Source organism: Vibrio sp. FE10, from assembly GCF_030297155.1.
Classification (GTDB): domain Bacteria; phylum Pseudomonadota; class Gammaproteobacteria; order Enterobacterales; family Vibrionaceae; genus Vibrio; species Vibrio apostichopi.
Window position 1 is genome coordinate 1121007 of the sequence record NZ_AP028067.1, and the last position, 26226, is coordinate 1147232.

Annotated in this window: 24 protein-coding genes; 12 read left to right on the plus strand and 12 right to left on the minus strand. The window is 44.5% G+C overall.

Annotated elements, in window-relative coordinates:
* Positions 1 to 10: 10 nt before the first annotated feature.
* Complete coding sequence (locus QUF19_RS05130) at positions 11 to 775, minus strand: carbohydrate deacetylase (RefSeq protein WP_286298822.1); 765 nt, start codon at positions 773 to 775, stop codon at positions 11 to 13.
* 280 nt (positions 776 to 1055) lie between these two features.
* Between QUF19_RS05130 and QUF19_RS05135 the strand changes: the two genes are divergently transcribed.
* Positions 1056 to 1436, plus strand: coding sequence for a VOC family protein (locus QUF19_RS05135; protein ID WP_239847104.1), 381 nt, complete (start codon positions 1056 to 1058; stop codon positions 1434 to 1436).
* Positions 1437 to 1573: 137 nt separating this feature from the next.
* Complete coding sequence (locus QUF19_RS05140) at positions 1574 to 1993, plus strand: globin (RefSeq protein WP_286296970.1); 420 nt, start codon at positions 1574 to 1576, stop codon at positions 1991 to 1993.
* 114 nt (positions 1994 to 2107) lie between these two features.
* Here QUF19_RS05140 and QUF19_RS05145 read toward each other — a convergent pair whose 3' ends face one another.
* Complete coding sequence (locus QUF19_RS05145; protein WP_286296972.1) at positions 2108 to 2875, minus strand: hypothetical protein; 768 nt, start codon at positions 2873 to 2875, stop codon at positions 2108 to 2110.
* Between the two features lie 137 nt (positions 2876 to 3012).
* Here QUF19_RS05145 and QUF19_RS05150 point away from each other — a divergent pair, with 137 nt between their 5' ends.
* Together QUF19_RS05150 and QUF19_RS05155 are read left to right on the plus strand one after the other, a co-directional pair.
* On the plus strand, positions 3013 to 3402 hold the full coding sequence (locus tag QUF19_RS05150; protein ID WP_286296976.1) for a DUF4345 domain-containing protein: 390 nt from the start codon (positions 3013 to 3015) through the stop codon (positions 3400 to 3402).
* Between the two features lie 9 nt (positions 3403 to 3411).
* The gene (locus tag QUF19_RS05155; RefSeq protein ID WP_286296977.1) at positions 3412 to 4914 is read left to right on the plus strand and encodes an arylsulfatase; all 1503 of its coding nucleotides are present in this window, start codon (positions 3412 to 3414) and stop codon (positions 4912 to 4914) included.
* Positions 4915 to 4983: 69 nt separating this feature from the next.
* Here the strand turns inward: QUF19_RS05155 and QUF19_RS05160 are convergent, their stop codons facing one another.
* The 4 genes from QUF19_RS05160 to QUF19_RS05175 form a co-directional block, all read right to left on the minus strand.
* Positions 4984 to 6009 carry a LacI family DNA-binding transcriptional regulator gene (locus QUF19_RS05160; protein WP_286296979.1) on the minus strand — a complete coding sequence of 342 codons (1026 nt, stop codon included), beginning with the start codon at positions 6007 to 6009 and terminating at the stop codon, positions 4984 to 4986.
* Positions 6010 to 6284: 275 nt separating this feature from the next.
* A complete protein-coding gene (locus QUF19_RS05165; RefSeq protein WP_286296981.1) occupies positions 6285 to 7361 on the minus strand; it encodes a porin in 1077 nt (358 codons plus the stop codon).
* Positions 7362 to 7560: 199 nt separating this feature from the next.
* On the minus strand, positions 7561 to 8577 hold the full coding sequence (locus QUF19_RS05170; protein ID WP_102456875.1) for a nuclear transport factor 2 family protein: 1017 nt from the start codon (positions 8575 to 8577) through the stop codon (positions 7561 to 7563).
* 144 nt (positions 8578 to 8721) lie between these two features.
* The gene (locus QUF19_RS05175; protein WP_016787966.1) at positions 8722 to 10017 is read right to left on the minus strand and encodes an MFS transporter; all 1296 of its coding nucleotides are present in this window, start codon (positions 10015 to 10017) and stop codon (positions 8722 to 8724) included.
* A gap of 348 nt (positions 10018 to 10365) precedes the next feature.
* Here QUF19_RS05175 and QUF19_RS05180 point away from each other — a divergent pair, with 348 nt between their 5' ends.
* A complete protein-coding gene (locus QUF19_RS05180; protein WP_286296995.1) occupies positions 10366 to 11907 on the plus strand; it encodes a sodium:solute symporter family transporter in 1542 nt (513 codons plus the stop codon).
* A gap of 26 nt (positions 11908 to 11933) precedes the next feature.
* Entirely contained in the window at positions 11934 to 13304 is a 1371-nt protein-coding gene (locus tag QUF19_RS05185; RefSeq protein WP_286296997.1) for an L-serine ammonia-lyase, read from the plus strand.
* Positions 13305 to 13421: 117 nt separating this feature from the next.
* Here the strand turns inward: QUF19_RS05185 and QUF19_RS05190 are convergent, their stop codons facing one another.
* Positions 13422 to 13907, minus strand: a complete 486-nt coding sequence (locus QUF19_RS05190) for an Lrp/AsnC family transcriptional regulator (RefSeq protein WP_016787969.1) — start codon at positions 13905 to 13907, stop codon at positions 13422 to 13424.
* A 122-nt stretch (positions 13908 to 14029) separates the two neighbouring features.
* Between QUF19_RS05190 and QUF19_RS05195 the strand changes: the two genes are divergently transcribed.
* On the plus strand, positions 14030 to 14629 hold the full coding sequence (locus tag QUF19_RS05195; protein ID WP_017092547.1) for a LysE family translocator: 600 nt from the start codon (positions 14030 to 14032) through the stop codon (positions 14627 to 14629).
* Between the two features lie 152 nt (positions 14630 to 14781).
* Here the strand turns inward: QUF19_RS05195 and ahpF are convergent, their stop codons facing one another.
* Positions 14782 to 16374: an alkyl hydroperoxide reductase subunit F gene (gene ahpF / locus QUF19_RS05200; protein ID WP_286297000.1), complete on the minus strand. Its 1593-nt coding sequence runs from the start codon at positions 16372 to 16374 to the stop codon at positions 14782 to 14784.
* Between the two features lie 229 nt (positions 16375 to 16603).
* Positions 16604 to 17161, minus strand: a complete 558-nt coding sequence (gene ahpC, locus QUF19_RS05205) for an alkyl hydroperoxide reductase subunit C (protein ID WP_017078889.1) — start codon at positions 17159 to 17161, stop codon at positions 16604 to 16606.
* A 505-nt stretch (positions 17162 to 17666) separates the two neighbouring features.
* On the opposite strand from ahpC, the gene QUF19_RS05210 reads away from it, so the two are divergent.
* The 5 genes from QUF19_RS05210 (at position 17667) to QUF19_RS05230 (ending at position 22982) form a co-directional block, all read left to right on the plus strand.
* Entirely contained in the window at positions 17667 to 18158 is a 492-nt protein-coding gene (locus QUF19_RS05210; RefSeq protein ID WP_054546732.1) for a VOC family protein, read from the plus strand.
* A gap of 304 nt (positions 18159 to 18462) precedes the next feature.
* Positions 18463 to 19839 carry a uracil-xanthine permease family protein gene (locus QUF19_RS05215; RefSeq protein ID WP_286297011.1) on the plus strand — a complete coding sequence of 459 codons (1377 nt, stop codon included), beginning with the start codon at positions 18463 to 18465 and terminating at the stop codon, positions 19837 to 19839.
* A 348-nt stretch (positions 19840 to 20187) separates the two neighbouring features.
* On the plus strand, positions 20188 to 20940 hold the full coding sequence (locus QUF19_RS05220) for a PDDEXK family nuclease (protein ID WP_286297012.1): 753 nt from the start codon (positions 20188 to 20190) through the stop codon (positions 20938 to 20940).
* A gap of 76 nt (positions 20941 to 21016) precedes the next feature.
* Positions 21017 to 22228, plus strand: a complete 1212-nt coding sequence (locus tag QUF19_RS05225; RefSeq protein ID WP_286297014.1) for a PDDEXK family nuclease — start codon at positions 21017 to 21019, stop codon at positions 22226 to 22228.
* 301 nt (positions 22229 to 22529) lie between these two features.
* On the plus strand, positions 22530 to 22982 hold the full coding sequence (locus QUF19_RS05230) for a septal ring lytic transglycosylase RlpA family protein (RefSeq protein WP_286297015.1): 453 nt from the start codon (positions 22530 to 22532) through the stop codon (positions 22980 to 22982).
* A 118-nt stretch (positions 22983 to 23100) separates the two neighbouring features.
* Here QUF19_RS05230 and QUF19_RS05235 read toward each other — a convergent pair whose 3' ends face one another.
* From QUF19_RS05235 to istA, 3 genes are all read right to left on the minus strand, one after another.
* Positions 23101 to 23508: a DUF2938 domain-containing protein gene (locus QUF19_RS05235; RefSeq protein WP_353505922.1), complete on the minus strand. Its 408-nt coding sequence runs from the start codon at positions 23506 to 23508 to the stop codon at positions 23101 to 23103.
* 99 nt (positions 23509 to 23607) lie between these two features.
* Positions 23608 to 24330 (minus strand): IS21-like element helper ATPase IstB, encoded by a 723-nt coding sequence (gene istB, locus QUF19_RS05240; protein ID WP_286291966.1) that lies wholly within the window; start codon positions 24328 to 24330, stop codon positions 23608 to 23610.
* A gap of 10 nt (positions 24331 to 24340) precedes the next feature.
* The gene (gene istA / locus QUF19_RS05245) at positions 24341 to 25873 is read right to left on the minus strand and encodes an IS21 family transposase (RefSeq protein WP_286291968.1); all 1533 of its coding nucleotides are present in this window, start codon (positions 25871 to 25873) and stop codon (positions 24341 to 24343) included.
* Positions 25874 to 26226: the final 353 nt, after the last annotated feature.

Here is a 26226-nt window from a genome sequence, read left to right on the forward strand (position 1 = left end):
TTAAGATTCCCTATCTGAGAGCGTTGAATCCAATACATTCTATTTGGTTGTCGTTAAGCCACTGCTTGAGTTCTGGGCTAGTGAGAAGTTGATGCTCTTCCACTCGTTTGTCGCTGTAGCTAGACAGTGACTTTAGCTCTTTGCTCGCAGAAAGCGCTGGATGACACATCAACTCGATGGTGCCGTTGGGCATTGCGGTTTGGTAGCTCATTAGCAAGTCTTGTAAGCCTGCTAGCGAAACTCCCTCGTCAAAAAATCGCATGTCGAAAGCGTCAGGTGTTGCTACCGAAAGCGACTCTTGCCCGCTCAAAATGTTGTCGATACGTCTTACTGGTAAGCCAATTTGATTGACGGTTCGAGTAAATGCCGCCTTGAGTGGCTTAAACACACCCCCGAAGTGATGGCTATCGATGTGGTTGATCGTCAAGCCTGCCGTAATGGCGGCCTGATATTGCGCGTTGAGTTCAAGTATCACTTCTTCTTCGACGACATCCATTTTGTTGAACAAGATCGCTTTATCTAAAAAGTAACCTTGGTTATCCACCAAACTTGGCACTCGTTCTGGCGAGGTGATCGGCTTGCCCGCTGTTACCGTAAAGTGCAAGCCTAGTTCCGGAACCAAGCCTTGATGATAAAGTTCGATGGCGTGTTGTGTTCCCGGTTGGTTCATCATGATGGTGGTCGATTTGACTATGCCCGCTTTAAAGCAGTCGACGATGCCATGGTTCACGCTTTCAGTGAGGCCGAAATCATCGGCGTTGAGTATCAATTTCATCATGACCTCTTATTAAAAATTTTGGATTAAATATCTTGAATGAGCTCAACTGTCATCGATCTCATTAGCTGCTAATAAAATGCCACACTAAGCGAGTCGATGAGCAAACGCAGGCATGAAGTCTAAGTTCTCACGAATCGTTTCTAGTAAAGCTTCATCGATGTGCGATCCTGAATCGACGATTGGGTTAGGCTGCAATTATGACCGAATAGCGTGCCTAGACAAACACGAATTATAGGTCTAGTTTAGGTGGTTCTTTCAATAAAAGAAGAGGTTAGTTATGTTCAGCCATGTTTTTCTTGGAACCGAAGATATTGAACGCGCGAAGTCTTTCTATGACCCAATCATGAAGGTGCTCGGTTACAGCGAAGGTTCTGTTGACCCTAAAGGTCGTTGCATTTACGTGAGCCAAACGGGCGTATTAGGTTTAACCAAACCGATTGATGGTCAGCCTGCAACGCACGGCAATGGTATGACGATCGGCTTCCTAGCATCTTCTCCTGAGCTAGTGGACGAATGGCATCGTGTTGGCGTAGAAAATGGTGGTACAAGCATTGAAAACGGTCCCGGAGCGAGAGGTTCTGACGAACGTCGCCTTTACATGGCTTATTTGCGCGATCCTGACGGAAACAAGATCTGTGCAACTCACTTTATGCCGTAGTTTGCCTGATGCCACAGTTTAACTTATGCCATAGTGGCGTATAATTAGGTTGTGTTGATTGTTCAGAGTTGGTGAGTCACGGCTCTGAACTTGTCAGTTTTCCTGAAGACTCGCAAATATTGCAAAGGACTTGCCAGATGAAACCAAACGAACTGTTTTATGAGAGTTTCGAACGTTGCAGGATCGACCAAGAATTCCTGGAAACATTCTTGGCTGACTTCTGTGAGCATAACCCTAGGTTTTCAGAGCGTTTTGAAAACATAGGCTTAGAGCAACAAACTAAGATGCTCAAAGCCTCGATCATTTTGATTTATAACTCTTCTGGTTTGCCAAGCGTGCGGAGCTCCGTAAAAAGACTCGGCAAACAGCATAAAGATCTCGGCATGGATATCTCTGAACAAGAGCTCAACGAGTGGTTTAATTCATTGCTTAATACGGTCAAACAATACGATCCTCATTATGATGAGAGCGTAGAGCAAGCGTGGGCACAGACTCTCGAAGCTGGCCTAACGATCATGAAGAAAGAGTGTGTCGTTCCGAACACCGTAGATAAATAGCACTGTAAACTGAACGCTCTGCAAGTCGTTAAAGGTAAGCCTCCATATATCTCTAGTTGGAAGTGGCTTACCTTTTTTATTCTCAATAGTGAATCGATTTAGAAATACATAGCCCTAGAAGTGAGCAGCCCAGCCGACTAAGAAACCTTGTGTGGCCGTATCGTATTCAAAAGTGCCTTTGTTTTCGTAATCAACCCAAGTGGATTTGTAGGCGAGGTTTAAATCTGACCAATCGTTAATCTGGTAACGAGCGCCAGTTAACAATGAACTGGTGAAGTTGGTGTCACTGCCAAGCCCCATGTCTAAACTGGTATGTACTGTCCAATTTTTATTGAGTCCTTTGGTCCATCGAATACCGACAAGATAATCTACCCAATCTTCATCCAAAGACCTTGAATTGAGGGGTGTGCCGTTACTTGTATAGAGTTTCGAATCAATATCGTTATCCCACCAACGTATCCCGATCATATAGTCAATATTGCCAATATCGTATTGGTAACGCTTGAAACCTTTTGCTTCTAACACACCTTGCCTAATCTCAAGTTTGCCATTGAGAATACCAGCATTACCGATAACCGAATTGGACTTAGCACTGAGCTCCATGAAGCTGTAATCAAGGTAGTAACCCCATTGATTGTCATAAATCCCTTCAAGGCGGAGCATCGCGCCCATATCTAAATTATCCATGATGAATGCTGGGTCAACATCGACATCGCTAGAGAGGCTTCCAATGGTGGTGTCACCACGAATATTCAGAGCTTGAGCATAAATCTCAATGCTGTGTTGCCATTTTTTTGTATTCGTTTCTGAGCCTGCTTCTTGAGCGTTAACGGTTGAACTGGCAACCAACATTGATGCGATTAAGTAGCGCCATTTAGCCATATTGATATCCCTATCCGGTTTAAAGAACACGCATTATAAATGTATGTATTAGCTATCCATTTTCCACATATGCAACTTGTATATCTCTGATTGTAGACTATGTTTTTTCTAAAGAGCCAAATTTTGAGAGTAAGGATATGAAGCCACAAAGTATTTTCTTGTTAGTCGCGGTTCTGGGCTTAACACCCATTGCATTGTCTTACGGCTTTGCACCGGCTATTTCTATGAATTACCTTTTCGGGATCGATGCGAGTCCGATTAACGTGACACACATATTTCGCGCAGTGATGGGGCTTTATTTGGCGTTGGCTCTGTTTTGGATCGGTGGCGCATTGATCAAAAAATATCGACTGCCTGCGTTGTACAGCTTGGTGGTCTTCATGTTGGGTTTAGCTGCGGGCCGAGTCATCAGCTTGGTATTGGATGGCATGCCGCATTGGCTACTTTTCGTCTATCTGATCTTGGAGCTGGGCTTTGGTTTAGTCGGTTTAAAAATGATTCATAAAGAGCAATCTGAAACGGTATAAGGACATTTTATGAAAAGGATTTTCCATCTTGTCATCTTGAGTGTGTTGAGTAGCTTTTCGCTATCCGCATGGTCAGCTCAAGAGCAGCCAAATATCTTTGTTATCTTCACCGATGATGTGGGTATTTCAAACCTAAGTGCGTATCACAACGGCGTGATGAGCAGTGAAACACCGAACATCGACAGCATTGCTGAGAAGGGCATGCTACTTACCGATTACTACGCCCAACCATCGTGTACCGCGGGGCGTTCTGCTTTCTTAACGGGGCAATTACCTGTGCGAACAGGCATGCACTCGGTTGGGTTACCGGGTGGCCCTGTGGGTTTAAGTGCCGATACTCCAACACTTCCAGAGATGCTTAAGAGCATGGGTTACATGACGGGGCAGTTTGGTAAAAACCACCTAGGCGACCGAGATGAATTCTTACCGACAATGCATGGCTTTGATGAGTATTGGGGTTGGTTGTATCACTTGAATGCGATGGAATACACCGAAGATCCAGATTGGCCAAAAGATGGATCGTTAGATGCCTTTGCGCCTCGTAACGTGATTTATTCCAGAGCGGATGGAAAAGGCGGACAAACCATTGAAGATGATGGTGCACTGTCGATTGATCGTATGCGTACATTGGATGATGAAGTTAACAAACACACGATCAACTTCATCGAAAGAGCGGTTGAAGCCGAGAAGCCATTCTTTACTTGGTATTGCCCATCACGCGGTCACGTATGGACGCACCTTTCTGAAGAGTATGAAGCCATGCTTGGTCAGAACGGGTGGGGACTGCAAGAAGTGGTGATGAAAGACCTTGATGATCACGTTGGCGAGATGCTTGCCAAAATGGAAGAGCTCGGCATTGCAGATAACACCATCATCATTTTCACGGCCGATAATGGCCCTGAAATAATGACATGGCCAGATGGTGGTATGACACCATTCCATGGCGAAAAAGGTACAACATGGGAAGGGGGCGTTCGTGCTCCTGCACTGGTTAGTTGGCCGGGTAAAATCCCAGCGGGCAGTGTCGGCAATGGCATCTTTGACGGCATGGATTGGTTACCAACACTGATTGCAGCGGCGGGTGGCCCAACAGATCTGAAAGAGAAAATGCTGAAAGGTCACGATGGTTTTAAAGCACACCTTGATGGTTATAACCAAGTCGATATGTTGACGGAAAAAGGCGACTCGAATCGTAAAGAGATTTACTACTACGAGCGAGACAAGTTGCAAGCGGTTCGAGTGGGTGATTGGAAAGCGCACTTCGTAGTACAGAACCACGGTTGGAGTGGTCCGAAAGAAGAACTCAACGCACCGTTACTGTTCAATCTGCGTCGCGATCCTTACGAGCGAGCCGCTGAAGAATCAGGTATGTACTTGAAGTGGATGGGTCAGAAAATGTGGGCATTTGGCCCAGCTCAAGCTGCGATTCAGCAACACTTAGCGACCTTCGAAGAGTGGCCTCCAGTAACTCCAGAGTCTCCGGCAGAGAAAACCGGTGGTGTTGGTAATTAGTTAAATATCATAAAAAAATCCCGCTCACACTGAGCGGGATTTTTATTTGAATGCGTATTAACGTTGTTTCTATTTTAGCGTCGTTTTTCGTTCGATGAACTTCACTGGCACCATCAGCTTAACCAAGCTAGTGTCTTGCTCTTGAATCTGGCTAACGACAATTTTCACAGACTCACGGGCAAGGCGTCTGAAATCTTGCTTGAAGGTGGTGAGCTGGTAGTTCAACCACTGAGTTTGAGGAATATCATCAAAGCCGATCACTTGTAGATCTTCTGGAATGCGCAAGTTGAACTCTAAGCGTGCCACATCCATTACTGCCATCGCTAGGTTATCTGTCGCGCAGAAAATCGCTTGAGGATGTGTGGGTTCTGAAAACAGAGTTCGAATGGTATCGAGTGCATCAAGGTAGTCATAGTCAGCTTCAATCACTCGGGCTTGCTTGCCCGTCAGGTCTTCGAATTCTGAGCAAAAGCCCGCTTCACGTTCGCCGTTGGTGTAAGTAGGTACGTTACCCGTTAGATAAATAGCGGACTTGGTTCCTACGCTATGTAAATGCTGAGCAGCGACTTGGCCTGCTGCGTAGTTATCACTCACTACATGGCTACTTTTGGTACCTTCAACCACACGAGCATACTGAACGATAGGGATATCGAACTCTTCACACTCTTCATAAAGCGACTTGTTGAACGTTGCAGAGGCTGCAATCACGCCATCAACACGATATTGAAAGATGTTAGGAATCGAGTGGTTGTCATTACCATCAACCTGCCACGGAATAAGCACCGCAGAATAGCCCTGTTTTTGTAACTCAGTAGAGATGAGTTGTAGGGTTTTCATGTGAATTGGGTAATCAGCATCAGGGAAGACCAAACCAATCAACTTAGATTCGTTGGTGGTTAGGCTTCGAGCAAAGGCATTCGGGCGATAGTTGAGTGCTTTTGCGGCTTCGAATACTTTCTGCTTGGTCTTTTCAGACACCGAACTGCCCGGAACAAATACACGAGAAACGGTAGATTGAGAAACGCCAGCCAGTTTAGCGACATCTTTTGAAGTAACGGTTGGTTTTGACGCCGAGGAGTGTTTTGGTGAGTTCATAGACCATGCTTGTGAGCCAAATTAACAGTCCACAGAGTACCATATTTAGGTACGTACTCATAAAGCAATAATAAGGAATGATATGAAAAATAAGGAATATTGATCATTCTGAATTAAATGTTGGGTATAACCCATTGCTTGTGTTGAATAAAACGTGCACTTATAAAAAAGCTCTGCGTAACAGCAGAGCTTTAGATTACGAATTGACTCATTAAATGAGTAACATACCGCAAAGCCGCTGGCTACTTAAGTCATAAGCCACAAGCGGTAAGCTATTAGAAGTAGTAACGAATACCCGCAGCGAATTGGTCGTCGCTGTTTTCGTAACGGTTACCCACTGACTTGTCGTTACCATTATCGAACTGGTATTCCGTCCACACCAAGAACTTGTTCTTCTTAAAGTGGTACTCAAGGCCAGGGATGATTAGCTGACGCTCGTAGCCATTAGCGTTGTCGTCTGTGTCCGTTAAGTAGTTAACGTTAAAGGTTGGACGCAGGCCGTTTTCAAAGTGGTAGTACGTGAAGAATTCAGCACCACGGTGGTCGTAGAATTCCGCTTGGCTGGTGGTTTCCCAGTTTGAGCCTTGGCTGTAGGTGAAACCGACAAATAGGCCATTATTGGTGTAGTTCACACCTAATAAACCGATGCGCTGTGTGTCGCCATCTTTGATGTTTTTCACACCGGCATCGACATCATCAAATTCGTTCTGATGGTAAGCCAAACCAATCGTTAGGCCATCCATAACTGTGTATAGCGTTGACGCGCCCATACCGTTTTTCAGGGTTGCTGTTAAACCATCTGCAAGGCCAACATCTTCACGAGTTGTCTGGTAAGTGAAGCCGTATTTCCAGTTGTCGCTGATGTTGTTACGGTAAGTGATTGAGTTCTCAGCTCGACCTGTACCTGAAGCAATACCCCAGTCAGACAGGTTGTAGTAGCCTGAACCACGTGAACCAAATACACGCCCCATATCGGTGAACCAAGCCACATCGTAGAAGGTAGACCACTGCTTAGTACCCGCAGCAATCTTGCCGTATTTGTCGTGCTCTACGCCAGCGTATAGAAGTCGGTCGTAAATATTGTCGCCGTTAGCTCCTGAGTTGTAACCCCATTCGGCATGGCCAAAGCCAGTCCAGTCGTTGTCTAAGCCCATTTGGCCTTTAAGGCCGAAACGAGAACTACCGCTGTTCCATTCGCCATTGTGATCGCCGCCTTTGTCTTGGTAACGAACGTCAAAACGGCCATCTAGAGTAAGGCTATCGCCCGCGTCATTGGTAAAAGTATGTGCAGCAAAAGCAGAACCCGAAGTAAGTGCTGTCAGGATCACTGCTGAAAGAATCGACTTTTTCATTGTTATTCTCTTTATTCGAGCCGTAGAAAGCCGCCGTGCTTTCAAGCCCGTTATATAGGTAATGGTTTGGCAGGGTGTGCCCATCCGTGAGGCACAAGTTGGTTATCTTGGGTGGAGCAAGTTGCCGAGGGCGAGAAGGAGCCCTCGGCAGTCATGCCTGCCTAGCGTAGGTAAGGACTAGGTAGACAATAGGACATGGTTACAGCGTTGGATTCATGATAGATGAAGTACGTTCGAACACGTCCAGACCTTGCTGTTGTAGCCAGTAAGGAAGGTCGATAAGAACCCAGTTCTCAGACAGTTTGTCGCCGTCACGGTAGTACACGTCAACCACTTGCATGTTTGCGCGAACTTCGCCGCCAGTCATACCTAGGAAACCGCCCGTTGGTGTGTTTGATAGGTTTGGCCAACCGAAGAAACAAGAGAAGTTACCTTCAGCGAAACGACAAACGTGGCCGTTGAACTTCTTGTCTTTCAGGTTATTACGGAAAGGAAGTTGGTGCTGTTGCTGGTAACGAGGAATCGTGTAAGACGCGCCGATACCACATGGGCCGTACCAAATCATGTCTTTTGACCAGCTCTTCGCGAGTACTTCTGGTGGGCAACCCATCGCGCCGCTGTCGTTAAGTGCAGAAAGGTCATCAACCATCTTGTTCACTAGAGCAAGCGTTGCAACGCCTTCTTCCGGAGCCGCATCTTCAAACAACAGACCATCGTGGTTACGTGGACCAGGGTAAACGAAGTGCTTACCAGTTGATGGTGGAAGTGGGTAGCAACCCGCTTGATCCATCATGCCTAGTAGGTCTAGGAACAGGCCAGTCTTAGTGATTTTGCCATCAACCACACAGTTAAACTCTGCGTAGCGAACGTTCATGATCTTGCCAGTAGGGCGCATGCCTAGGTATTCAGCGTCGAACAGACCCATGAAGTGACCCATGCTCATTACCCAAATTTCATCTGGGTTAACTTCGTTGTTACCGCCGATGAAGATGTCTTGACGACGCTGCATGCGTGTCATTGACTTCATCATTGGAGCCCAGAATACGTCTGCCGCAGCTTGAGCGCCTTCTTGCTCACGGAATGGGTAAACACCACGCCACAAGTAATCTTCAGAAGTGTGTGCTTTTAAAACTTCAGCAACGTTTTCGTGAGTAGCGTTTTCCATTGCGTCAAAGTAGTCACGAACAATGCGTTTAGCTTCTTGATATTTAGACATAGTAAATTCTCTTTTGTGTTGTCGAGCCAACATTCGGAACAGGACTCGATTTGGATTTGGTTACCGGCTGACTGCTCAGCCGGATTGATGTTTATTTCGTATCTTTAGAGGTTTTCAACTTTTAGAGGTTTCAACTAAAGGGGATTAAGCTTTTGCTGCTTCCGCTTTTTTGCTCTTGTCGAAAATGCCGCCTTTCAATGTTTCTGGCAGAGATAGCCACAGTAGACCGGCCAGAATCCATACGATTGGTGAACCCCACATTGCTGTCGCAAGGTCGCTGCGCTCTTGGATGAATACCAATACCATTGGAGCCCACATGCCGATAATACGACCACCGTGGAACAGAGCTGCACCGAAGCTACGTAGGTGAGCTGGGAACAATTCAGAGAAGTAACCACCCCATACTGCAGAAGCAGACAGACCGAAGTTGTAGATAAGACCTAGGATAGCCAGCATGTTTAGGCTGCCGATCATCACGTCGCTTGGTGCGACGAAGAATACTGAAGCCATGACACCCGCAAGGATGAAACCAAACGCGTTCACTTTACGGCCGTATTTATCGGCGATTGCACCCCATACCCAAGCACCGAATAGAGAACCGAATGCAGAGATAGAGAAGATGATTCCGATCGTTGCACCGTCGAATTGACGAACGTCTTTTAGGTACGTTGTCACGAAGCCAGAGAAGAATTGGTAGCCGTAGAAGTTAAGGCCAGCCAGTAACAAACAGGTAATCGTTAGCTTGCGGTAAGGCGCGCTTAACATTTCACCCCAAGAACCTTTCTTCGCTGGTGCGTTTGACGCTTCAGCAGCGGCTTGCTCTTCTTCACCGTAGGCGATCACTTTCTTGTCGCTAGGCAGGATGAAGATCATCAATGCAGCAGCAACCAGAGGAGGAATACCACCTACCCACATTAGGCTTTGCCAAGGAGCGTCGATGCTAGAAATGAATGCTGCATACGCACCCATTGCCATTAGAGCAACCGAGAACATAGAAGAAGCGAATGCCGTTAACTTACCGCGAACGCTTGGTGTAAATAGGCCAATCATCAGGCTTACTGCTACTGTGAAGTAGCCACCTAAAGAAATACCGATGATGAAACGCATTGCTGCCCACATCGCGTAGTCAGTAAACATCATGTTGATGATGGTTGCGCCACCATTCAGTGCGGTGATGACAATAAGAGTCGATTTCTTACCAAAGTTTGATGCCACCCATGCACAGCTTAGGGCACCAATCAGTGCGCCAACCGACTGCCATGTATAGAACTGAGCGGTATCCGCTAAGTTAATACCATCGTACGCATCAACGATGTAGGGGCGTACGTAGTCAATAATTACAAAGTTATAACAATAGAAAAAGTAGCCAACTAGAATTGCTAGATAAGCAGCTACCCTTTGAATCATAGGAACTTCGCTCATGTGTTTTTTAGTAGTCATGACCGATAAACCTTTATTTTTTATAGGGTGTTTTTAGTTTTGATTATTGTGCAGTGGTTATTGATGTTCACTACACCGTCTTCGTTTCGAGAGAGATAATAGAATTTTTGTGGTTATTAGATCCGTGATCAAGGTCAATTTTAAAATGAGTGCGTACCCATTTTGTGTATTTTGGTGATCTGGATCTCATTAGATCGTGAATTTGCGCTGATCAGGACGTTTTGAGCGTTTATTCATCTATATTAGTGACAATACTCACACTTACTGTGGGTTTTTGAGGGAATATATCCAATTTTAAGTACTATTGGCGGCGAATGATTTGCGAAATACAATAAACGGAATCTAAAAATGGTTACGTACTCAAGTTTTGTGGTTATTGCTCTTTATGTGCTAACTACTTTATTTATCAGCTACTTAGTGAATAAGCGTTATAGCGTTGGTGGCGACTTTTCGACTGGTGGAAAACAGTTTGGTTGGTTTACGGCAGGTGTGTCGATTCTTGCAACCTACATCAGTGCGATGACGTTCGTGGGCATGCCGGGCTGGGTTTATAGCTCAGGCATGGAAGCAATGAGCGTCCATTTGAATTACCCAATAGTGATTTTTTTCGCTGTGGTTTTCTTTGTCCCGGTGTTTTACAAACTCGGCCTTACCTCGATTTATGAATACCTAGAGCACCGCTTCGGCGTTGTTGCTCGCACGATCAACTCTATCGTGTTTATTGTGGTTCAGTGTATTTCGGCAGGGGTGATTTTGTATGCGGTTGCACTGATCTTGGTGCAAGTGTTGCCGGTGAGCATCTCCGAGGCAATCATCTACATTAGCTTGTTTACCGCTTTGTATACCTATGCAGGGGGGATCTCGACCGTCATATGGACAGACATGTTGCAGTCAGCGGTGTTGATCATCGGCAGTATTGCTATCTTTGCCTTATTGCTAATGAAGATTGATGCGGGCGAAGTGTTGTCTCCTGAACACCTGAATATCATCAACCTCGATTTCGACTTGGGTGTTGATACCACTTTGTGGGCGGGTGTGGTGGCCGTGAGTTTCTTACATCTAAGTGTGTACGGCACTAACCAATTGATTATTCAAAGAACGCTGGCGACCAAAAACGTTAAGACAGCACAAAAATCCATGCTGCTTTGTGGTTACGGCGCGTTCTTTATCTACCTGTTTTTCTCGGTAATGGGCGTTCTACTGAGTGTCTTTTATCAAGACCAAAGCTTTGAAAACAGCAATGAAGTGATTCTCGATTTCGTGTTTAACCATACCAACCCCATCATTGTTGGTTTGGTGATATCCGCGCTGTCTGCAGCAGCGATGTCGACACTGGATTCCACTTATAACTCAATGGCGACTGTGGCAACGTTCGATTTCTATAAGCGCTTTTTCCGTAAGAAAGCCTCTGACGCACATTATGAATCGGTCGCCAGAAAAATGAGTTTAGTTGCTGCGGCTTCGGTTGTTGTACCTGCTTTGTTGGCGGTGTCTAACGAATCTGTGCTTAAGACGATTGCCAGCCTGACCTCCATTTTTGTTGGTATTCGCCTTGGCTCTTTCATCCTTGGTTTGTTCTTTAAAAAGGCAAATGAGAAAGGGGTGATTGCAGGCAGTGTTGGCAGCGTGGCTGTGGTGTTTATTGCTAAATACATTGGTATCTCTTGGCCTTGGTTTGCCTTGATTGGCACCGTAGTTTTCCTCGTGTTAGGAGTTGTTGTGAGTCGTTTCTGGGGAGAAGTGACAGAGCAACAAAATGAATTTATAGCCAAGCAGAAGCACTTGTTCGCCAAGCCTACTGCGAGTCATTACGGCTTGTTGGTGTTCGCTGTTGTGACAATCGCTGCTTGTACTGTTATCCCTGATTGGCTCTATGCCGCTCTTTCTTAATTGACCGACTCTTTACTGGTATATCTATGTTATCGATCTTTGATATCTACAAAATTGGTGTGGGGCCATCGAGCTCACACACTAACGGCCCAATGATTGCGGGTTTCCATTTCACTCAATTGGTCGCGGATAAAATCACGGAAGTGGTTCGTGTTCAGGTCGATCTTTATGGTTCGTTATCGTTAACCGGAATAGGGCACCATACCGACAGAGCAACCATCTTGGGTTTGCTCGGCAATAAGCCAGACACGATTAAGATCACCAGCGCTAATGAAGCGATGCGCCTTGCTATCGACAGTGGTGAAATGCAGCTGAGTGGCCATCACACCATTGGCTTCAATTATCAAACCGACATGCTATTCCACGAAGATAATCTGCCTTTGCATGAGAACGGCATGATGATTACCGCGTTCGATCAAAGCGGTAATGTGATTGTTGATGAAACCTATTACTCCATTGGTGGTGGCTTTATTGCAACCGCGGATGAGCTGCAAAACGGCACTCAAACCCAAGCCGTAGAAGTCCCTTTCCCATTCAAAAATGCCGATGAAATGCTGCGAAAAGCAGAAGACAGCGGCATGAGCTTGGGTGGCATGATTCTGAAAAATGAAGCGGCTTTCCAAGGCGATGATGTTATCTCAGAAAAAGCCGATCAAATTTGGCGAGTAATGACTCGTTGCATGGAACGCGGATTTGAAACCGAAGGTATTCTTGATGGCGGTTTGAACGTCACACGTCGAGCGCCAAACTTGTTGAAGAAGCTTGAAGCTAATGCGGCGGTTGAAAACGATCCAATGGAAATCATGGACTGGATTAACTTGTTTGCTTTTGCGGTTAGCGAAGAAAATGCAGCTGGCGGTCAAGTGGTGACATCACCCACCAATGGTGCTGCGGGTGTGATTCCTGCGGTATTGATGTATTACCATCGCTTCATTAAAGAACTCGATACCAAGCAACTGAAAGATTTCTTAGCGGTATCAGGCGCGATTGGTATTTTGTACAAAACCAATGCTTCCATTTCTGGCGCGGAAGTAGGGTGCCAAGGTGAAGTGGGTGTGTCATCTTCTATGGCGGCAGCAGGTTTAACGGCATTACGTGGTGGCAGCAATGAGCAGATTTGTATTGCAGCAGAGATTGCGATGGAGCATTCACTCGGTATGACATGTGACCCGATTGGTGGCTTGGTACAAGTGCCATGTATTGAACGAAATGCGATGGGTTCCATGAAGGCGATTAATGCTTCACGAATGGCGCTCAAACGTAACAGCAAGAGCCTGATCTCATTAGATAAAGTGATTGCCACTATGTATCAGACGGGTAAAGACATGAATAAGAAGTATCGTGAAACGTCTCTAGGTGGTTTGGCACTGATTCACTTAGCTCACCCTTGTGAATAGAAAGCGTAAATAAATAACATCCGTTTCAAAATAACAAAGCCCAATCCCTAAGTTTTAGAAATCTAAGGAGCTGGGCTTTTGTTTTGTTTAAAGAAATGTTCGGTCAGGAGAAGCGAACTAGTCTTCAAGAGGCAGCAGATAGCTGTTTTTCAATTCTTTAACCGATATGTTGGATTGAAGCGCGCTCACGCCTTTGACTCGCCTGATCGAGCTAATACGCTCAAAGTACTCTTCCAAATCTTTAGCCAACACTTGCACCATGTAGTCAGCACCACCTGCAATGCAATGACACATCGGAATCCAATCGGTTACTTCAACAAATTCTTCAAACGGTTCGGTGTTTTCAACCTCGTGGTTGCCTAGAGTCACTAAGGTAAAACCTGCTACGTGCAAACCTAACTTCTTGCGGTTTAGCTTTGCGGCGTAACCATCGATATAGCCAGTCTCTTCCATACGTTTCCAGCGGCGCCAGCATGGGGTTTCACTGAGGTTAACCTTTTCAGCGAGCTTACTGTTGCTCATGCGACCGTCTTGTTGGATGTGTCCTAAGATGGCGATATCTGTGTCATCTAACACTTCTTTAGTGGATTCTTTCTGTTTCATGGCTATTTTAGATAAGTCGTGCTCAAATTTGCATTAATATTAGCCTATATAGCAATTTAATTCCTAGTCGAATCTGTAAACTCTCTCCGTATAAATACTTTACTTATTAGGAGTGAGAGGAAATGAGCTCTCAGTTAATGCTGGCGTTCTTGCTGTTTTCAATATCTATTGCAATTACACCTGGGGCAGGAAATATCGCATTACTTGGGATATCAAGTCGTTATGGATTTGCCGCGACTTTACCTTTTATATCTGGAAACGCTTTTGGCATCATCATCGTACTGGCGGGTTCTAGCGTCGGTTTGGTGAGCCTATTCACCCTTTATCCAGAGCTATACAACATTTTGAAATACGCGGGCGCGGCTTACTTGCTGTTCATGGCGTGGTCGATTGCGAATATGCAAATCGAAGAAAGCACCGTCGACAATCGCTCGGGCTTTATGTCTGGCGTATTGGTGCAGGTGTTGAACCCTAAAGGTTGGATTGCTTCGTTAACCGTGTTTTCACAGTTCATCACTCCAAACGCAGACTACCTGATTCAAGTGGTGACCATTATTGCTGGTATGGTGATCACGGGCGTACCGTGCATGTTGGTGTGGGCGTATTGCGGCACCATGCTTAAAAAGCTACTGCAATCACCGAAGCAGATGATGTTTGTGAACCGTTGCTTGGGCGGAAGCTTAGCTATGGTGGTTGCCTTTATGCTTTATCAACCTGCATAAAGCGTCGCTACAAATAAAAAAACCACTCCTAAATCCATAGGAGTGGTGTCTAAAAATCGACTAAGTCGTTAACAATAAAGTATTAAGCTAACAAATATTTAAGGAATCTTGAGTTAAAAGCTTTTAAGCCTAAAAGCTTTTAAATATAAAGGTTAAGCCGTTTCAGCCTCTTTAACCGGAGCTGAGTTACGGATTAGATGGTCAAATGCGCCTAAACTTGCTTTTGCACCTTCACCCATCGCAATGATGATCTGTTTGTAAGGTACTGTCGTTACATCACCCGCTGCAAATACACCTTTCATTGATGTTGCACCATGAGCGTTAATTTCAATCTCACCACGTGGTGACAGCTCAACTTTTGAACCCTTCAACCATTCGCTATTTGGCATCAGGCCGATTTGAACAAAGATACCCGCTAGTTCGATCTGTTTAAGTTCATCGGTGTTGCGGTCTTTGTATTCCAAAGCCGTTACTCGGTTGCCATCGCCAATCACTTGCGTTGTTTGCGCCATCTTGATGATTTCGATGTTTGGCGTTGCGTTTGCTTTGTCGATAAGCACTTGGTCGGCACGCAGTGTGTCTGCGAATTCAAGTACGGTTACGTGTTCAACGATACCCGCCAAATCAATCGCTGCCTCGATGCCTGAGTTACCGCCACCAATAACCGCTGTTTTCTTACCCTTGAACAGTGGACCGTCACAGTGTGGGCAATAAGCAACGCCTTTGTTGCGGTACTCTTGCTCACCCGGAACGTTCATTTCACGCCAGCGTGCACCCGTACTTGTGATGACGGTGCGAGCTCGCAGTGTTGCGCCGCTTTCAAGTTCAACGTGGATGTAGCCGTCTTTTGTATCTTCAGCCGCGATGATGTTAGCCGCGCGCTGCTCAGTTATTACCTCAACGCCGTACTCTTTTACGTGCTCTTCTAGGCTAGCCACTAGCTTAGGGCCCGTTGTTGCTTTTACTGAGATAAAGTTCTCAATCGCCATGGTATCCATCACTTGACCACCGAATCGGTCAGCAACCACACCGGTGCGAATGCCTTTACGTGCTGCGTAGATAGCTGCTGAAGAACCCGCAGGGCCACCACCGACAACCAATACATCAAACGGTGCTTGTTCGTTTAGGTTGGCTGCTTTCTTTTCTGCAGCGCCTGAATCAACTTTGTTGAGGATTTCAGCCAATGACATACGTCCCTGACCAAATAGCTCACCGTTAATGAATACGCTCGGTACCGCCATGATGTCGCGAGACTTCACTTCTTCTTGGAACGCAGCGCCATCAATCATGGTTGTCTTAATTAGCGGATTAATCGCTGACATCATGTTGAATGCCTGAACCACTTCTGGACAGTTTTGGCACGATAACGAGATGAAAATCTCTACATTAAGCTCTTGGTCTAATTCTTTAATTTGCTCGATTACGTCAGCTTCAAGCTTGATTGGGTGACCACCACTGTGAAGCAGTGCCAGTACCAGTGAGGTGAACTCGTGACCCATTGGTAGACCTGCGAAACCGATCGCAGTGCCTTTCTCTTGGTTCACGACCTGCATGATAGGGCGGCGAGTGCTTGCGCTGTCATCTCGAACTACTTCAATTTTATCAGTGAGAGAGGCGATATCATTCGCCAGATCTTGAAGTTTGTTTGCGGTATCGCTGTTATCAAGGCTCAGCACTAACTGAACATTGGTTTTTAGGTTTTCTAGGTATGCTTTTAGCTGCTGCTTCATTGCTTGATCTAACATAATCGTGCCTGCTCTTAAATTCTGTGTCTTGGTATTGACCAATACCTTCTTGCTGAAAAAGGAAAAATAAAAAGGGGGCGCAAGTCGGCAAATATTGTGATGTTGATGGCTTGAAAGGGTGGCGCGCAACTGCCCTTTAGGAGGGGGGCCGAAGCGCGCCTGTAGAACCGTTTAACTGTTCTGTTTTACTTGTTCTTTCTTAGCAGTTCTTGTTTGAACTAGGCTTTGATTAAATCTTGCCTACTAGGTCTAGAGATGGCGCTAGAGTCTCTTCGCCTTCTTTCCATTTAGCTGGGCAAACTTCACCTGGGTGAGCGGCTACGTATTGTGCTGCTTTAACCTTGCGCAGTAGGTCTTCAGCGTCACGGCCGATACCTTCAGCAGTAATTTCCATTGCTTGGATAACGCCTTCTGGGTCGATTAGGAACGTTGCACGGTCTGCAAGGCCCTGACCTTCACGCATAACGTTGAAGTTATTTGTGATGTTGCCTGTTTGGTCGCCTACCATGAAGTATTCGATAGTGCCGATTTTGTCAGAAGTATCGTGCCATGCTTTGTGAGAGAAGTGCGTGTCAGTTGATACTGAGTAAACTTCTACACCGCGAGATTGAAGCTCTGCGTATTTGTCTTGTAGGTCAACTAGCTCAGTTGGACATACGAACGTGAAATCTGCTGGGTAGAAGAAGAATACAGCCCACTTGCCTTTAACGTCTTGCTCAGTGATTTCTACGAATTCGCCGTTTTTGAATGCTGTTGCGTTGAATGGTTTGATTTCTGTGTTGATCATGATGCGACTCTCTTTCTAATTTGTAGTGTTTAACGCTATCCCGCGTCGATGGAGATATATTGCATTCGCACCGGAAATTAGTGAAATCGGACATTTCTATAGATTCAATAGGCAAATCCTATCTTTGATAGAAGAAGGCTATCGATAAAAGCTATCAACAGAAGTTATCGACAAAACTTATCAACAAAGCTTATCAACAAAAGCGATCAAAGTGGGCAGCGCTCTATTTGGGTAGCTATGCTCTTTAGGTTGTTCTCTATTTAGGCTTATCTCTATTCACGCAAGCCTCTATGTATCTATTTATCTATATGTAGGCAAGGGCAGGTGTGGCTTCTTTAAGGGAGCTGAGATCTCTGTAAATCAGTAAATAACAAAAAATTATCATTAATATAATTTATGATAATTTCATTTAATCAAGCCATCTCCCTATACTCTCTTCATCGAAACGAAATACCGAAGCTAGTCTTCGAAACACACAGAATTAAAAACGAATTTGGAGCAAGTTATGAAAATGAATCACGTAGGCCTAATGGTTGGCGATATGGACAAAGCGGTTGAGTTTTACACGAAAGCTTTAGGTCTAAGAATCGTAATGAACAACACCAAAGTAATGGAAGAGCGCGAATCAGCAATCGGCCGTATGTGTATCGCAGTATTTGGTGAAGGCTTCAAAGGCTTCAACATTGCACACCTAGTAACTTCAGATGGCATCGGTGTTGAGCTGTTCGAAATGAAAGATCGTCAAGAGCGTCACGAAGTTGATTTCTCTCGCCTAGGCATCTTCCACTTCTGTCTACAGCTTCCAAAAGAGCAGTTCCATTCAGCAATCAAGCGTGTTGAAGAGTATGGCGGTAAGGTTCGTATGGACATCATGCGTTACCACCCAGAAGACGAACTAAAACAAGCACAAATGGTTTACCTAGAAGACCCGTTTGGGAACCTATTCGAATTCTACTCGCACACATACGAAGATACATACGCGACTGATTACGAGTAATAGCGTTACTGCCTTCTATAGGTAGAAAAACCGAAACACCCCCTAAAGAGGATTGGTAGAGATACCAGTCCTTTTTTTGTGTCTGCGGTATTTGGTTAGAGGTAACGAGTAAACTAGAGCAAGTGAGTGCTTTGTGTGTTCTCCGCTGCACTAAAACAAGCCGACAGTGTCGCTCTATAGTGCAGCATTGGCTTGATCGAAAGCTTAACTGATTGATAAATATAATGTTAAACCGTTGGCATATATGTTGCTCTATTGCCTTTATGTAAATTGTATACAATAAAAAATACATAAAGGAAGTCACATGGAACAGAACAGTGAATTGATCTACGGATTAGACGATCGACCATCAGTCAAAGCAGCCAGCTACGCAGCGCTGCAGCATGTATTAGCCAGCTTTGTTGGCATTATCACACCCACGCTCATTATTGGCGGTGTCTTAGGATTAGGTGAACACATCCCTTATTTGATCAGCATGGCATTGATGGTGTCTGGGGTCGGTACCTTTATCCAAGCTAGAAAAATAGGGCCAGTCGGCGCAGGGATGATCTGTGTCCAAGGAACCAGCTTTGCGTTCTTAGGTTCCGTACTAGGCGCGGGTTTTCTGGTGAAAGCGAATGGAGGCGGGCCGGATGAAATGCTCGCTACCATTTTCGGTGTCTGCTTCTTTGGTGCATTTGTTGAAATCGTCCTATCGCGCTTTATCGAAAGACTCAAAGTCGTTATCACGCCTGTTGTTACCGGCATCGTTATCACGACGATTGGTGTCTCTTTGATTAAAGTTGGCGTCACTGATATCGCTGGTGGTGTTGGTGCAGAAGATTTTGGATCAGGAAGCAACCTGATGCTGGGTGCGATTGTGCTCGGAACCATAGTGGCACTTAACCTTAGCAACAACACCATGGTAAGGCTGTCGTCGATTTTAGTCGGTCTGGTTGTCGGGTGGGGCGTTGCTATTCTGATGGGCAAAGCGCCAATGGTTTCTTTTGCATCGCAGCCGCTATTGAGTATTCCTGTTCCGTTTAAATATGGTTTCGCTTTTGATTGGCAAGCATTCCTGCCGATTGCTTTTATCTACTTGATTACCGTTATTGAAACAACCGGTGACCTTACCGCTAACAGTATGTTTTCAGGCCAACCAGTCAAGGGGCCAAAATACATCAATCGACTCAAGGCGGGCGTGCTAGGTGACGGTGTGAACTCGCTTATCGCCGCAGTATTCAACACTTTTCCAAACACGACTTTCAGCCAGAACAATGGCGTGATTCACTTTACGGGGATTGCGAGTCGCTACATTGGCTACTTCATCGCGGCCATTCTTTTTCTATTAGGGCTATTTCCTATCTTAGGCGCGGTATTAATGACGATTCCAAAGCCAGTATTTGGCGGGGCGACATTAGTCATGTTCGGCACAGTTGCTGCAGCGGGCATCAAGATTATTGCTAGTGAGAAGCTGGATCGCCGCAGAATCATGACGATTGCCATTTCATTAGGTTTAGGCCTTGGGGTCATGCTAGTACCGGATTTATTAAAAGAAGCACCCAAGCTAGTGCAAAGCATATTTGGCTCGCCAGTCACGATGTCGGGTGTTGCTGCTCTGGTGATTACTGGGCTGATGTCTCTGGTTCCAGAAAACAAAGCCCAGCCTGTGGCAAGTTCGGTACAAACCAGTAAAGCGTAACTTATACAGCTGCGAAGAAGCGTACGTGACTGATTATGAGTAATAGCGTTATCTATCTACCATAGGCAGAAAAACGAAACATCTCTAAATGAGGATTGGTAGAGATACCAATTCTTTTTTGTGTTTGGCTAATATTAGGGAGAAGTATTCTGAGGGCTGGGTTCGTTCAAATGGTTGTTTTTTATTGTATGGCTGGGAAGTTATTTTTTGACTCTTTCAACTGGTTAAGAGTTTTTGTTTCTAGATGAAGGAAATGGCTTAGAAAGTAGAAGAGCAATGGCAACTAACTAAAATATCAATATCGAACTAAACTTCCTTAACGTCATTGGGTTAAGGGGGTAGTGTCTAATGAGAAGAGAATTTGAGCGATGGATGGTTAAGCAAGAGCGTAAAAAGCCAAATACTTCTTACCAATATGCTCAGGCTATCGAGAAAGTATCAAATCATTATTCGACACATACTCAGCAGAATATTGATTTATATAGAATTCTAGATACTGAGCTTTTATGGAACATTAAAGAAGATTATTCCATGCACGGGAAGTTTAGCGAGTTCGGTGGGAAAGGAAATGGGACGATTAGAAATGCTGTGGCCACTTATTACAGATATAGAATGGAGTGGGCAGTAAACTCATCTTTACCTAAAGATATTGAGGAAGAGGATAGCTCGACATCATCTGGTTGTGAGAGTAGCGATACTTCGGACGATAAGTATTTTAATTTATCTTATGAGCGTGATTTACAATCATCCATGATTCTTCAAATCGATTCTCTTTTCCCAGAATATCAAATATATGGTGGTGATACTTTAGAAGGGGTGGAGTTTGCCATTAATGGAAAAAGAATAGATATTCTTTTAGAGCATCAATTAGACAAGACATTTTTAGCTCTAGAATTAAAAGCAGGAATAGCTGATTTTAAAGTGTTTGGTCAAGTCGCGATGTATCTAGGGTTACTAGAAGAAAGATTTCCTGACCGGAGCTGTAAAGGAGTGATTGTTTGTGGTCAAGTCGATGAGTCATTAGCTCTTGCTTGTAAAATGAGTAATAGGGTCGCTTTAAAACAGTATGAAATGCAACTTGTACTAAATGATTATAAATAGGACTCCATTTAAATATTTAAGACATTTTCATACATTCGACTTAGCTTAGTTTAGGTATCAAATTTGAGGGAAAGATATGAATGCTGGCTACTCCCCTATTGTTGTTGCTCCTGATAATAGTACATCTGTTCTCCAGCGGGTCAATATCCTGGACAATAGCTATTACAATGAAAGGTGGCTCCAAGAACTGATATTCAATAATGAGCGATTACTACCTCTTTATGAGGTTGAACCTGATTACATAGGTGCTTTCCCAGTATGCATGGAGTTATCTACACGTTCCGGTAGGATTGACTGTCTACATGTTACTAGTACCGGACGATTAGTTATAACTGAAGTAAAGTTATATCGAAATCCAGAATCAAGGCGAGAAGTCATGGGGCAGATTCTGGATTATGCGAAAGATCTTGTGTCTATGGATTATATGATGCTCGATGAGAGTATCAAAAAAAGCACAAACGGCCGTTCCCTCTATGATTTCGCTTGTGAAATCGACCCTCAGATATCCGAAGCCAATTTCGTTGATGCTGTACAACGTAATTTGAAACGAGGGCGTTTTCTTTTACTAATTGTCGGTGATGGAATCCGAGAAGGAGCATTTGATATCAAGGAGTTTTTAAACCAAAACGCATCAATGGAATTTGCATTTGCGATGGTTGAAATGCGTGTGTTTCATATGAATGACAAGCATTTTCTTGTGCAACCGGAGGTCTTACATAAAACGAATATAATTCAAAGGCATGTTATCTCGATAGAAAATCACTCGAGTGAGCATGTAGTAGAACTTATCGAGGAAGCCCCTGCTCAAGACCCTCCATCAATGCAGAAAGCCAAAGATCGTTCTGAACTTAATGCAACATTCTGGCGTGTATTTCTCGATAACATCAAACTAAATGATAAGACTCAACCTCTTCCTACTACGTCAACCCAAAGTCATCTCTACTTTCAGTTACCGCCTTCGACTTCAGTTAGTTGGATTACAGTATATAAGCTTGATAATCGAGAGGTTGGTGTATTTGTCCGTTTCGCTAAAAGCCCTCAAGGAGAGAAGCTTTATCAAGATATACAATTAGCCAAGAGTTTTTTTCAAGAGTCATTAATGGGAAAGGCGGTTTGGATAGATACAGAGCGAAAAATCGTCTTACCCAAGATGAAGATCAACTTAAAAGACCGTGGTAATTGGAAAGAAGCTCATGAATATTATCAGACTCAACTCAATATTTTGATTGATGAATTGAGGCCTCTTCTTAAGCGTATGGTATTTGATGACAATTTTGACACCGACTAAATTGAGCGCCATTCTAATTATTCAAGTGAAAAAGGATTGGTAGAGATACCAATCCTTTTTTGTGTTTGTGTGTTTGTGTGTTTTTGGCTAAGTGGCTATATCTACATGAGGTGATTGAGAAATATACAATTTTAAGGCGTTGTTAAAGTTGACGTTTTGACGATAAAACCTTTCATGAATATGACGGAATAAAGCGTTGTTCATGAAAACATTGCGCCATCATACCGAATGGTAGCCTTGGCTGAGCAGTGACTATACTCAGCATTATATTGCTCACCAACAACAACGAAAATAGAGAAACATGCAGAGATTAGCGCACCCACATCATATGAAAAAATTACATATTATCTTTACCGCTCTTATTCTTATGATATTAGCCGGATGTACCTCAACGTCGGCTGTCGGCAGTTCCAAAACAAAGGAATATGCCAAGTCACATGCTCTTGCTGGTAAAGCTTCTTGGTATGGCGATAAATTCCATGGAAGGCTCACAGCAAGTGGTGAGACGTATAATATGAATGCGAATACTGCTGCTCATAAAACCTTGCCATTCGGGACTATCGTGAGAGTGACCAATACAGACAATAACAAGTCTGTTGATGTGAAAATTAACGACCGAGGCCCTTACGTCAATGGCCGAGTGATCGACCTTTCGCACAAGGCATTTGCAAAAATCGGCAATGTTAAACAAGGCACCGTGCCTGTCAAAATCGAGATTGTTGACGACAGCAATACCTTTAGGTACAAACACTAGAACCTGCTCTTAGCCTCCCTTTTTTGGGGAGGCTAAGTGACTGGAAGTTGGACAACTATTTATCAATCAACGCATGACTTATTCATGGATTAAAAGACATAAGTCATGAATAAACCTTTCAGCCATTAGTCACAATCGTTACTAGCAAAGCACTCCAGAATAAACCGATTCCGTATGTGCTATGTGCCAACAAGCTTAAGGATCGTGCTTTCCAAGGTTTTGGGCTTTTACTTGCCGCTATCCCGAAGCCAAGGCAAGGTTGAATGACAAAGAATGGAAAGGCCAAAGTTACAATACCAGTCAGTAAAGCCGGAATTAACCTCGGTTCTGCTAGCCATTCTTCTCCCCAAATAAAGATGAGAACCAGCGCAAAAACGATACCTATCAAGTAATGCAATATCCATCCTAAAACCTTCTCTCCTTTCACTTCTGGTGTCGCCATTATAGGGTTATGAAAAAATTGCCCTTTGGATATTAAAACGAACCAACGAGCGACCAGTGCGTAATCAAGTGATGGAATCCCCAACTGCGTATTTCGGCTGATGTGACCCCTAGTTTCGTTTTTAATCGACCACCTTTTTAAGCCTCTCTTTTCTCTTCCTTAGTTTTACTCCAAGTGGTCGATTTAAGCCAGTTTTCTCATTGATTCCCCTCGTAACTCGATTCTATGACTTTGATGAACCAACCTATCTAAGATCGCATCAGCGATCGTCGAGTTGTCGATCATCTCGTGCCATTCTTTTACAGGTAGTTGGCTGATAATGATTGTACTGCACTCTTGGTATCTATCTTCTAGCACTTCGAGAAGATTACTTGCATGCTCTTGGCTGAGTTTTTCCATTCCCCAGTCATCGATAACCAACAGTTTTTTCTTAGACAAGCTCAGTAGCAGCTTTTGATAGCTGCCATCAAGGCGGCTACTACTCAGGTCATCAAGTAAACGATTTAGGCGATAATAACGACTTGGGCAGTGTTGCTCACACGCCTGCTCGGCGAGCGCACAAGCAACATAGGTTTTACCTGCACCTGTTGCACCTGTAATCAGGACATTCTGTCGCTTTTGTAAATAAGTGCCTGATAATAACTCTCCCATCATTGCTCTTTTTAAGCCTCGTTCTGGGCGGTAGTCCAGTTGATTACCGCTAGCGCTTAGGCGCAGCTTGGCTTGCCGTTTAAGTCGTTGGATTTTGGTTTGATCTCGGTTCACTATCTCATGATCAAGGATGAGTCCTAACCTTTCTTCAAAGCCAAGTTCAGCATAGGTCGCGGGGTGTATCCTTTGCTGTTCCAGTGCATCAGAAGCATGACTTAGGCGTAGTGATTTTAACTGTTGGATTATTGCGTCCATATTGTTTCTCCTAGTGGTAGTAGTTGGAACCACGAACATTAGTGTGTTTAAGGTTTGGGGTATCAGTGGAAGGCTGAGAGAGAGTGCCTTCTCGATGGTTCTTCAATAAGTTTTTGACGAAGCCAAGGTATGGCTTCTCTGTCACTAAGGCATCTCGGCAAGCTTGTTCTAACCGTGCGTCTGAGTGCTTTTTGGCAAGACTTAGTAACCCAAAGCAACTTCTAAAGGCCAATGCTTCATGCTCTGGGCGTTTGAGCAACATCTGAGTCAGTTCACCTGTGGCTGGCCCAATAGATTTTCCCCAACGGATAAAACGCTCGGGTGTCCATGATTGGTATTGATGGTTGCTTGGCATATGCTCGTAAACGGTAGAGAGACCATATTCTTTTTGGCTTGTGCAGTGGTGAGCAACAATGCTCCCTTTGTGGTAGATACGTATTATTTGATGCGTTGCTTCAAGCTCAACTTGTTGCCCAACAAGTTGGTGCGGCACAGAGTAGAAGTGCTTTTTATATTGAATGTGATAATCAGGGGAGACGGTTGCTCGTTTAGTTTCGATATACACATATGGTTGCGATGGCAGTGGTTTTAACGCTGGACGGTCAACTTTGTTGAACAAGTCATGTCGATTGACACCAAGCTGTTTCATCTCTCGTTGGTTTAAGTCATGCATCAGCTTTCGGATAGCCAGGTTCAGCTCAGCCATTGTATAGAACACTTGGTGGCGAAGGCGCATCATTATCCAGCGCTCTACGATGAGAACTGCGTTCTCAGCTTTGGCTTTATCTTTAGGCTTGTAGGGCCTGGCTGGCATCACAGCAACGCCGTAATGTTGTGCCAGTTTTCGGTAGCTCTCATTGAGGATAGGGCTATGACAGTCTGCTTTCGTTACAGCAGATTTCAGATTATCAGGTACAAGTAGATTCGGAGCACCACCAAAGTGATTAAAGGTATTCACATGAGCCATGAGGAAGTGTTCAAGCCCTTGGCTCTCACTCGCCTCGACATAGGTGTAATTTGACGCTCCTAAAGTGGCGACAAATACCTGAGCATGTCGGCATTCTCCTGTATCTGGATTCACAACAGGGATCGTTGGGCCACAGTAGTCAATGAAGAGCTTGTCACCAGCATGGTGAAGTTGGCGCATACTGCGTTTTTGTGTCTTTAGCCAACGTCTATACAGTTCGCAGAACTGTGTATAGCCATAGGCTTTGTCTTGATGCTGATGACAATACTCTTCCCAAAGCAAAGCTTTAGTCATCCCTTTACGCTTCAATTCTAAGTAGCAGAGAGTGAAATCAGGCATCACTTTATGCTGAGAAGATGAGCGACCATCAAACAAAGCTTGGGTGACTTGATTTTCATGATGAGTCTCTTCCAGTGGCCACGTGAGGCCACTGGATTTAAATCGGGATAGATGCTGGGATACAGTGGAATGAGCAATATTGAGGCAAGCGGCGATCTGTCGATTAGAAAGATTGCACTCGTATCGGAGGCGTAAGATTTCCTTAATTTTATTCATTGGCATTCTCTTTTTCGGCATGATTTATCCTTAGTGCTCTCAACATGAAAGACTCAGGTTAAACCTATTGATTTAAAAGAGAAAAGAGGTTTATTTCGGTAAATCGACCATCGATTTCGGAAACACACCGAAAAGTGGATGATTAAAACCGAAATGAGTGGTTGGTTAAAAACGGATTTGGTGGTCGATTAAAACCGAAATAGGCGGTCGGCTAGCTCCGAAATATGCACCCCAACAACTTTTTTTGAATCCAAGCCCACATATCCATAGCTAAAGTGCCACCAATACCAATCAATATGGCTTGTAAGTAAACTGAAGTGTCCACTTGAAATTACTCCTATATTTTGTACTTTATTTAAACATTGTTATATTCA

Coding starts and splice junctions, on each gene's coding strand:
- QUF19_RS05190 (WP_016787969.1), bottom strand. CDS start 13,907: ATGAAACAGAAAGAATCCACTAAAGAAGTGTTAGATGACACAGATATC.
- QUF19_RS05140 (WP_286296970.1), top strand. CDS start 1,574: ATGAAACCAAACGAACTGTTTTATGAGAGTTTCGAACGTTGCAGGATC.
- QUF19_RS05210 (WP_054546732.1), top strand. CDS start 17,667: ATGAAAATGAATCACGTAGGCCTAATGGTTGGCGATATGGACAAAGCG.
- QUF19_RS05130 (WP_286298822.1), bottom strand. CDS start 775: ATGAAATTGATACTCAACGCCGATGATTTCGGCCTCACTGAAAGCGTG.
- QUF19_RS05220 (WP_286297012.1), top strand. CDS start 20,188: ATGAGAAGAGAATTTGAGCGATGGATGGTTAAGCAAGAGCGTAAAAAG.
- QUF19_RS05175 (WP_016787966.1), bottom strand. CDS start 10,017: ATGACTACTAAAAAACACATGAGCGAAGTTCCTATGATTCAAAGGGTA.
- istB (WP_286291966.1), bottom strand. CDS start 24,330: ATGGACGCAATAATCCAACAGTTAAAATCACTACGCCTAAGTCATGCT.
- QUF19_RS05230 (WP_286297015.1), top strand. CDS start 22,530: ATGCAGAGATTAGCGCACCCACATCATATGAAAAAATTACATATTATC.
- ahpC (WP_017078889.1), bottom strand. CDS start 17,161: ATGATCAACACAGAAATCAAACCATTCAACGCAACAGCATTCAAAAAC.
- istA (WP_286291968.1), bottom strand. CDS start 25,873: ATGCCGAAAAAGAGAATGCCAATGAATAAAATTAAGGAAATCTTACGC.
- QUF19_RS05155 (WP_286296977.1), top strand. CDS start 3,412: ATGAAAAGGATTTTCCATCTTGTCATCTTGAGTGTGTTGAGTAGCTTT.
- QUF19_RS05180 (WP_286296995.1), top strand. CDS start 10,366: ATGGTTACGTACTCAAGTTTTGTGGTTATTGCTCTTTATGTGCTAACT.
- QUF19_RS05225 (WP_286297014.1), top strand. CDS start 21,017: ATGAATGCTGGCTACTCCCCTATTGTTGTTGCTCCTGATAATAGTACA.
- QUF19_RS05160 (WP_286296979.1), bottom strand. CDS start 6,009: ATGAACTCACCAAAACACTCCTCGGCGTCAAAACCAACCGTTACTTCA.
- ahpF (WP_286297000.1), bottom strand. CDS start 16,374: ATGTTAGATCAAGCAATGAAGCAGCAGCTAAAAGCATACCTAGAAAAC.
- QUF19_RS05185 (WP_286296997.1), top strand. CDS start 11,934: ATGTTATCGATCTTTGATATCTACAAAATTGGTGTGGGGCCATCGAGC.
- QUF19_RS05195 (WP_017092547.1), top strand. CDS start 14,030: ATGAGCTCTCAGTTAATGCTGGCGTTCTTGCTGTTTTCAATATCTATT.
- QUF19_RS05215 (WP_286297011.1), top strand. CDS start 18,463: ATGGAACAGAACAGTGAATTGATCTACGGATTAGACGATCGACCATCA.
- QUF19_RS05135 (WP_239847104.1), top strand. CDS start 1,056: ATGTTCAGCCATGTTTTTCTTGGAACCGAAGATATTGAACGCGCGAAG.
- QUF19_RS05145 (WP_286296972.1), bottom strand. CDS start 2,875: ATGGCTAAATGGCGCTACTTAATCGCATCAATGTTGGTTGCCAGTTCA.
- QUF19_RS05150 (WP_286296976.1), top strand. CDS start 3,013: ATGAAGCCACAAAGTATTTTCTTGTTAGTCGCGGTTCTGGGCTTAACA.
- QUF19_RS05170 (WP_102456875.1), bottom strand. CDS start 8,577: ATGTCTAAATATCAAGAAGCTAAACGCATTGTTCGTGACTACTTTGAC.
- QUF19_RS05165 (WP_286296981.1), bottom strand. CDS start 7,361: ATGAAAAAGTCGATTCTTTCAGCAGTGATCCTGACAGCACTTACTTCG.